Here is an 8,824-nt window from a genome sequence, read left to right as displayed (position 1 = left end):
GCCACGAGGTGCCCCTGGACGGCACCCGGCCCGGGACCGCCGCCCTCGCCGCCGCGCTGGACGGGGCCGGCATCGGCTACGTCTGCAACCCGCACAACCCCACCGGGTCCACCCTGACGCGCGCCGAGTTCGACCTGCTCGTCGAGCGCGCCGCCGCCACCGGCACCCCGCTGGTGGTGGACGAGGCGTACCTCGACTTCGCCCCGCCCGGCACCCCCCAGGTGCTCGACTACCTGGGCACCGGCGCACCCGTGGTGGCGCTGCGCACCTTCTCCAAGGCGCACGGCCTGGCCGGGCTCCGCATCGGCTACGCGGTCGGCGAGACCACCGCCATCGGCCGGCTGCGGGCCGTCCAGGGCACCATGCCGTTCAGCGTCAACCGGGCCGCCCAGGCCGCGGCCGTCGCCTCCCTCGCCGACCGGGGCCACCTGGCCGGGGTGCGGGAGGCCAACGCGGCGGCCCGCGAGGAGTTCCGGGCCGCGCTCGCCGCCCGGGGACGCCGCGCCCTGCCGTCGGTGACCAACTTCCTCGCCGTACCCGTCGCGGACTCCGCCACCGCCGAACTCCTGCTGGAACGCGACCACGACATCCTCGTCCGTGACGCGGGCCGCTTCGGACTCCCCGGCCACCTGCGGATTTCCGTGGGCCGCGCCGGCGAACTGGCCCGGCTCCTGGACGCCCTGGACGTCGTCGCCCCCGTGCGGGACGCACGCGGCCAGGCGCCGGCCGCCGGCTGACCGCCCAGCACCCTTCCCGCACCGCACGCCCCAACCGGTCCCACCCGCACCGCACGCCCCACCCGGTCCCACCCGCACCGCACGCCCCAACCGGTCCCACCCGCACCGCACCCGATTCTCGCCCGTATCGCACCCGCACCGCACTGGTATCGCACCACAGGAGCGACAGAACATGACCCATGTGATCGCCATCGGCCCCAAGGACGACTTCGCCGTCCTGCCCGCCGGTCAGCCCCTCCCCGACGGGTGGCGTCCCACCGGCTGGTCCGGCGACGAGGACGTCTGCCGCCGGCAGGTGGACGGGCACCCGCGGGCCGCCCTGGAGACCGACCGGCTGCGGCTGCGCGAGGTCACCCCGGCCGAGGCGGCCGAGCTGGCCGCGGGGCGCGCCGCGGGATTCGGGTGGCTGGGCGGTGACCCGGGCGAGGGCTCCCGCGAGGCCGCCGGGATGCTCCTCCGCGCCCACGAAGCCGGCCTGCACCGCCCCGGCTGGGGCATGTACGTCCTGATCCGCACCGAGGACGAACACGCCGTCGGCGGTATGGGGTTCCACGGCCCCCCGGCCGGGGGCAGCGCCGAGGTCGGCTTCGACCTGCACCCCGAGGCCCGCGGTCACGGCTACGCCACCGAGGCGCTCACCGCCCTCGCCCGCTGGGCGCTCACCGGCCCCGGCACCGACACGGTGATCGCCACGACCACGCCCGACAACATCCCGTCCCAACGGGTGATGGAGCGCGCCGGCTTCACCCGCCGCCCCGACCACGACGGCATGTACGTCTACGCCCTGACCGGCTGACGCCCCGACCGGCGCCGGCCCCCGCCGGGCGGCGCCGACCGGTCCGACGACGACGGCACGGATGTCCGCCCACGCCCCGACCGGCCGGCGTCCCTGCCCGTCCCGCCCGCCACCGGCCCCCATCGTCCCGACCACGCCGACACGGACGCCCGTCGGTGCCGGCCGCCCGACCGGCCGGCACCCCGTCCCGCACCCACCGGCGCGCTTTCCCGCCCCGGACGCAACCGCCTGTTCCGGCGGCGTCCCGACCCGCATCCTCCGCCCACTCGCCCCGCCGTCCGGCCGGGAGAAACCGAGGAATCTGGTGACCACCGCATCCCTTCCGGCCCCCAGGCAGGTGACCGCACCGCTCGCCGGGCCCGATGTCGCCCAGCCGGCCGCGGCCCAGCCCTACAGCTACCGGCGCCGTGAGCCGGCCGAGCCCGACTGGCGCCGCTTCCCCGGCTGGCGCGACGTGACGCCCGCCCAGTGGCGCGACGCCCAGTGGCAGCGCGCCCACTGCGTCAAGAACCCCGCCCAGCTGCGCCAGGTGGTCGGCCCCGGCGTCGACGACGCCTTCTTCGCCGACCTGGAGGCCGACCAGCGGCAGTTCGCCACGATGCCGGTGCTGCTCACCCCGCAGGTGCTCAACACCATCGCCCCGCACACCGAGCCCACCGCCGCCGCCTTCTACGCCGACCCGGTGCGCCGCTACATGCTGCCCGTCGCCACCGACCGGCACCCGCGCTGGCCGAGCCACCCGCTGGCCTCCCGCGACTCCCTGCACGAGGCGGAGATGTGGGCCGTGGAGGGCCTGACCCACCGCTACCCCACCAAGGTCCTGGCCGAGCTCGTCACCACCTGCCCCCAGTACTGCGGGCACTGCACCCGCATGGACCTGGTCGGCACCTCCACGCCGCAGGTCGACAAGTACCGCTTCGTGCTGCGCCCCGCCGACCGCCTCGACCGCATGATCGCCTACCTGCGGGACACACCCACCGTGCGGGACGTGGTGGTCTCCGGCGGCGACGTGGCCAACGTGCCCTGGCCACGCCTGAAGTCCTTCGTCGACCGGCTCCTCGACCTCGACTCCGTCCGCGACATCCGCCTCGCCAGCAAGGCACTGGTCGGGCTGCCGCAGCACTGGATGGCACCGGCCGTCCTGGACGGCATGGCCGAACTGGCCGCGAAGGCGTCGGCGCGTGGCGTCTCACTGGCGATGCACACCCACGCCAACGCCGCCCAGCAGGTCACCCCGCTGGTCGCCGAGGCGTCCCGCGGGCTGCTCGCGGCCGGGCTGCGCGACGTGCGCAACCAGGGCGTCCTGCTGGCCGGCGTCAACGACACCTCCGAGGGCCTGCTCGACCTGTGCTTCGGCCTGCTCGACACCGCCGGGATCATGCCCTACTACTTCTACCTCTGCGACATCATCCCGGGCGCCGAGCACTGGCGGCTCTCCCTGGACCGGGCGCAGCGCCTGCAGCACGCGATCATGGGCTACCTGCCCGGCTTCGCCACCCCGCGCCTCGTGTGCGACGTGCCCTACGTCGGCAAGCGGTGGGTGCACCAGACCGACGCCTACGACCGTGAGCGCGGCATCTCCGACTGGTCGAAGAACTACGTCACCTCCGTCGAGCACGGCGACCCGGAGGCACTGAGCCGCGTCTACCACTACTACGACCCGCTGCACACGCTCGGCGAGTCCGGGCAGGCGTACTGGGCCGACCGGATGCGGGAGGAGCGGTGACGGCGCCGGCGGCGGAGGGGTCGCCGCTGGGCCTGCACCGGGTGGTCTCGCCGCGCGGGGTACTGCCGCAGGCGGCCGACCGGCTGGACCCCGACCCGCGGCTGCGCGAGGACGAGGTGCGCGTCGACGTAGAGCTCCTCAACCTGGACGCGGCCTCCTACCGGCAGCTCCACGAGGAGCACGGCGGTGACGGCGACGCCATTCGGGACACGGTGTGCCGGATCGTCCGGGAGCGCGGCAAGATGCACAACCCGGTCACCGGCTCCGGCGGGATGCTCATCGGCACCGTCGCCGAGGCCGGGGCGCGTGCCCGGCTGGGGCTCCGGCCGGGCGACCGGGTCGCGAGCCTGGTGTCGCTGACGCTCACGCCGTTGGAGCTGACCGACGGGCTGCGGTCCTGGGACGGCCTGAGCGAGCGCGTGCCCGCCCGCGGGCACGCCATCCTCTTCGGCCGGTCGGTCGCCGCGGTGCTGCCGCCCGACCTGCCCGACGAGCTGTGCCTCGCCGTCCTCGACGTGTGCGGGGCGCCCGCGCTCGCCGCCCGCACCGTGGCCGAGGCGGCCGCCGGTGGCGGGGCGGCGCCGTCGGTCGCCGTGCTGGGAGCCTCCGGCAAGTCCGGCAGCCTGGTCCTCGCCGCCGCGCGCCGGGCCGGAGCCGGGCGGCTGGTGGGCGTGGTCCCCGACGCCGCCGAGGAGGCGGCGCTCGCCGCGACGGGGCTCGCCGACACGGTGCTGCGTGCCGACGCGCGTGACGCGGTGGCGCTGAGCGGGGCGCTGGCCGGCTGCGGCGGGCCGGCCGACATCACCGTCGTCTGCACCGACGTGCCCGGCTGCGAGCACGCGGCGATCCTGGCCACCCGGGACGGCGGCACCGTCGTCTTCTTCTCGATGGCCACGTCCTTCCCGGCCGCCGCCCTCGGCGCCGAGGGCCTCGGCGCGGACGTCAGGATGCTCATCGGCAACGGCTACCAGCCGGGCCACGCCGAAGCGGCCCTCGACCTGGTCCGCACCGAGCCGGCGGTCCGAGGCCTGCTGGAACGCCGCGTCACCGCGGAGGCGCCCGCACCGGCCCCGTCGACGACCGGACAGGCCGGAACGGAGAGTGCCACCGGGCCGGTCGAGCCGACTGGTGGAGCCGGGGAGACCGGGGCCCCTGTGCCCTCTCCGCCCCCCGATGTCGCCGTGGCCCTCGGGGACTTCGAGGCCGCCACGTCCCCGAGGGCCGCCAGGTCCGTCGTACCGGCCGTGTCTCCGGAGGCCGCCAGGTCCGTCGTACCGGCCGTGTCTCCGGAGGCCGCCAGGTCCGTCGTACCGGCCGTGCCTCCGGAGGCCGCCGGACCCGTCGCACCGGCCGTGCTCCCGGAGGCCGCCGGGGCCGGTGTGCCGGCCGCGCCCCCGGCAGCCGTAGCCCCCGAGGCCTCCGCCGGTCTCCTCGGCACTGCGGCCCCGGCCACCCCCGTCACCTCCCGTGCCACCACCTCCCCCCGTCCCGCGGCGCGGCTCGGGCTCGACGGCGAACTGGTGCGGCGGGCGCGGGTGCTGGCCGCTCGGGTCGGGCGGCCGGTGGTCGACATGGCGCGGACGCACACCACCGTCGCCGTCGAGCGGGCCGCCCTGCGGCTGGCCGGGCTGTCCGGGGCCGATCCCGAGGGAATCCCCTGGGCGAACCGGCTGGTGGACGCCGTCCGCGACCAGGTGGGGCTGGAGCACGGCGTGGCCCTGCCGGTGTGGCACGCGTTGCGCGAGGGCGCGGCGCCCGACCTCGCCGGGCTGGCGGCCCGCGCCACCGCGCGCAGCGTCGGCTTCCGCCTGCCCGAGGGGGCGGACGCGGACCGGGCCGTGCGGGACGCCCGCCGTGCCATGGCACGGGGCATCGCGGTCATCGACGGCAGGCGGGCGGAGCGGGAACGGATGCTCCGGCGCTGGGGCCGGACCGCGGGGCCGCTGATCTACCTGATCGTGGCCACCGGCGACATCCACGAGGACGTCCGGCAGGCGGTCGCGGCGGCCCGCGGCGGTGCCGACGTCATCGCGGTGATCCGCTCCACGGGCCAGTCCCTCCTGGACTACGTGCCCGACGGCGCGACCCGCGAGGGCTTCGCAGGCACCTACGCGACCCAGGAGAACTTCCGCCTGATGCGGGCGGCCCTGGACGGCGTCTCCGCCGAACTGGGCCGCTACGTCCGGCTGACCAACTACGCCTCCGGCCTGTGCATGCCGGAGATCGCGGTCCTGGCCGGCCTGGAACGGCTGGACATGATGCTCAACGACTCCATGTACGGCATCCTCTTCCGCGACATCAACCCCGTCCGCACCTTCGTCGACCAGCGCTTCTCGCGCCAGCTGCACGCCCGTGCCGGCATCGTCATCAACACCGGCGAGGACAACTACCTCACCACCGCCGACGCCATGCAGGCCGCCCACACGGTCACGGCCAGCCAGCTGCTCAACGAGTACTTCGGCAAGGAGGCCGGGCTCACCGACGCCCAGCTCGGCCTCGGGCACGCCTTCGAGATCGACCCCGACCTGCCCGACTCCTTCCGTATGGAGCTGGCCCACGCCCTGCTGGCACGCGAGCTGTTCCCCGATGCCCCGCTGAAGTGGATGCCGCCGACGAAGCACATGACCGGCGACATCTTCCGCGGCTATCTCCTCAACGGCTTCTTCAACCTGGCCGGTGCGCTGACCAGGCAGGACATCCTGCTCGTCGGCATGATGACCGAGGCCGTCGTCACCCCCTTCCTGTCCGACCGCGACCTGGCCCTGCAGAACGTCCGCTATGTGATGCAGGCCGCGGGCGCGCTGGAGGAGGACTTCCGGCCCGCCCCCGGCGGCACCATCGCACGCCGGGCGGAGTCGGTGCTGCGCGAGGCCGTGGGACTCCTGGAACGCATCTGCGACCGGGGACTGCTCGATGCCATCGACGCCGGCACCTTCGGCGGGACGCGCCGGCCGGCGGACGGCGGCCGGGGCCGCGACGGAGTCGCCGAGCGCGCTCCCGGCTACCGCAACCCCGCCGTCGAACTGCTGGAGAACCCCCCGACCGATTCCGACCATTGCGAGACCGCCGGAGCCCCGGCGGCCGCACGCCCCGCCCCACGGGAAGGAGCCGACCGGCCATGACCCACCCCGAATCCGGTCCGGAAGAACGACCGAAGGTGATCCGGCCCTACGGGGACACCACCGACGACGGCATGGTGCAACTGTCGTTCACGCTTCCGCTGCCGCACGGCCCGCTGGCCGAGGGCGCCGCACTGCGCCTGGCCTCCCTCATGGGCGTCCAGCGCCCCCTGCTGGTGCACGCCCGCCCGGTGGGCACCGAGTTCAGCTTCTTCGTCGTCTACGGCGCGGTCCTGCACGCAGTGGACCTCGACGCGGTGCAGGTGCTGGAGCGGGAGTACCCGCTGCTCTCCGCGCACGAGGCCGACGAGGCGATCCAGGAGGGACTCGGCCGCGACCTGGTCGTCGTCGGCGCGTGCGTCGGCACCGACGCCCACACCGTCGGCATCGACGCGATCCTCAACGTCAAGGGGTTCGCCGGGCACAAGGGCCTCGAGTACTACCACGGCATACGGGTGGTCAACCTGGGTGCCCAGGTGCCCGTCGGGGTCCTGGCCCGGCGGGCGGCCGAGGAGGACGCCGACGCGGTCCTCGTCTCCCAGGCCGTCACCCAGCGCGACGCCCACCTGACCAATGTGCGGGAGCTGAGCGCCGAACTCGACGCGGCCTTCGCGGACCGCGGCCGGCGGCCCCTGCTGGTCGTCGGCGGCCCCCGCTTCGATCCGCAGATGGCCGCGGAGCTCGGCGCGGACCGCGTGTTCGGGCGCGGCACCACGCCGAACGACGTGGCGAGCTACCTGGTGCACGCGCTCACCGCCGGACGCCGCCCGGCCGAGGGCGAGGCCCGCGCCGAGACCGAACGGAGCACGGTGTGAACCCCGTCCGCGCGTTCCCCGCGCGTCCGCTCACCGGACCGCTGCCCGACGGCGTTCCCGCCGCCCCGCGACCGCCCGCCGTCGCGCCGCCCGACCGGCTCGATCTCCGTTTCCACCGCGTGGCCGCCCGGCATCCCGACCGCCCCGCGCTCACCGACGCCGACGGCACCGTCAGCTACGGCTGGCTCGCCGAACGCGCCCGCGCCGTGACGGCCGCGCTGCGCGGCAGGGTCACGCCCGGCGCCCCGGTCGCGCTGCGGTCCGGCGCCTCCCGGCACGCGCTCGCCGGACTGCTCGGCATCCTGGGCGCGGGCGCCTGCTACGTACCCGTCGATCCCGCCTACCCCGCGGAGCGCAGGCGCCATCTGCTGGAGGACTCGCGCGCCGCCCTGGTGCTGTCCCCGGACGAGCCGGGGGCGGACGATGCCGAGCGGGTCGTGGAGCGCGTCGGCGGACTGCTGCTGACCGCCCGGCCGACGGCCGCCGCGCCGCACGAGATGCCCGGTGACACCGCCTACGTCATCTACACCTCCGGCTCCACCGGGACGCCCAAGGGCTGTGTCATCGGGCACACCCAGGTGCTCGCCCTGCTGGACGCGGCCCTGCCGCCGTACGCAGTGGGACCGGACGACGTCTGGACGCTCTTCCACTCCTGGAGCTTCGACTTCAGTGTCTGGGAGATCTGGGGGGCGCTGCTCACCGGCGCCCGCGCGGTGATCGTCGACCGGTCCACCGCGGCCGATCCGGAGGCGTTCGCCGGACTCCTCGCGGAGCAGCGGGTCACGGTCCTCAACCAGGTGCCGTCCGCCTTCGGCGCCCTGGTGGCCGAGGTTGCCGCCACCGGACGCCGGCTGCCCGCCCTGCGACACGTCGTCCTCGGCGGTGAGGCGCTGGTCCCCGACGACATCCGGCGCTGGTGGGCGGCGGACGTCGCGCCGGGGGCGGCGGTCACCAACATGTACGGCATCACCGAGACCACCGTCCACGTCACCTACGGCCCGCTCACGCCCGGGACGCTGGCCGAGGGCGTCCCCGGTCGCACCCCGATCGGCCGCCCCCTGGCCCATCTGACGGTCGAGCTGCGCGACGAGCACGGCCGGCCGGTGGCTCCGGGTGAACCGGGGGAGCTGTGGGTCGGCGGCGCGGGTGTCGGACACGGCTACCTGGCCCGCCCCGAGCTGACCGCCGCCCGCTTCCCCACCGGGCCGGACGGCCGCCGGTACTACCGCAGCGGTGACTGGGCCGTGGCCGGCGAGGACGGCCGGCTGTACTACGTGGGACGCATGGACGGACAGGTCAAGCTGCGTGGTTTCCGGATCGAACTCGGCGAGATCGAGCAGCAGTTGCGGACGGTGCCGGGGGTGAGCCAGGCGGCCTGCGTGGTCGAGCCCGCCGGTCCGGCCGGTGGCGCCGAGCGGCTGACCGCCTGCCTGGTGGCCGACCGCGCCGTGGCGCCGTCCCGGGCCGTACGCGAGGCGCTGGCCGCCCGGCTGCCGGCGCACATGCTGCCGCAGCGCCTGGTCTACCTCGACCGGCTCCCGCTGACCGACCACGGCAAGCTCGACCGGCGGGCCCTGGTGCCGCTGTCGTCCGCGGCCGGGGGACCGGACCGGGGCTGAGCGGCCGTACAC

At 75.6% G+C, this 8,824-nt stretch carries 6 protein-coding genes; all 6 read left to right on the top strand.

What is annotated here, in order from left to right:
* Positions 1 to 737: aminotransferase class I/II-fold pyridoxal phosphate-dependent enzyme (locus ACWC21_RS27805; RefSeq protein WP_450885575.1), on the top strand; the 737-nt coding region annotated here is incomplete at its 5' end.
* A gap of 172 nt (positions 738 to 909) precedes the next feature.
* Positions 910 to 1,533 carry a GNAT family N-acetyltransferase gene (locus ACWC21_RS27800; protein ID WP_450885574.1) on the top strand — a complete coding sequence of 208 codons (624 nt, stop codon included), beginning with the start codon at positions 910 to 912 and terminating at the stop codon, positions 1,531 to 1,533.
* Between the two features lie 304 nt (positions 1,534 to 1,837).
* Entirely contained in the window at positions 1,838 to 3,259 is a 1,422-nt protein-coding gene (locus tag ACWC21_RS27795; RefSeq protein ID WP_450885573.1) for a KamA family radical SAM protein, read from the top strand.
* The gene (kamD, locus tag ACWC21_RS27790) at positions 3,256 to 6,381 is read left to right on the top strand and encodes a lysine 5,6-aminomutase subunit alpha (RefSeq protein ID WP_450885572.1); all 3,126 of its coding nucleotides are present in this window, start codon (positions 3,256 to 3,258) and stop codon (positions 6,379 to 6,381) included. The genes ACWC21_RS27795 and kamD overlap by 4 nt, the downstream gene beginning before the upstream one ends.
* Positions 6,378 to 7,193 carry a lysine 5,6-aminomutase subunit beta gene (gene kamE / locus ACWC21_RS27785; RefSeq protein WP_450885571.1) on the top strand — a complete coding sequence of 272 codons (816 nt, stop codon included), beginning with the start codon at positions 6,378 to 6,380 and terminating at the stop codon, positions 7,191 to 7,193. The genes kamD and kamE overlap by 4 nt, the downstream gene beginning before the upstream one ends.
* Positions 7,190 to 8,812 carry an amino acid adenylation domain-containing protein gene (locus tag ACWC21_RS27780; RefSeq protein WP_450885570.1) on the top strand — a complete coding sequence of 541 codons (1,623 nt, stop codon included), beginning with the start codon at positions 7,190 to 7,192 and terminating at the stop codon, positions 8,810 to 8,812. Before kamE ends, ACWC21_RS27780 begins: the two co-directional genes overlap by 4 nt.
* The last annotated feature ends 12 nt before the right edge of the window (positions 8,813 to 8,824 follow it).

This window comes from Streptomyces sp. NPDC001348, assembly GCF_053597535.1.
This window is presented reverse-complemented; position numbering and strand designations above follow the sequence as displayed.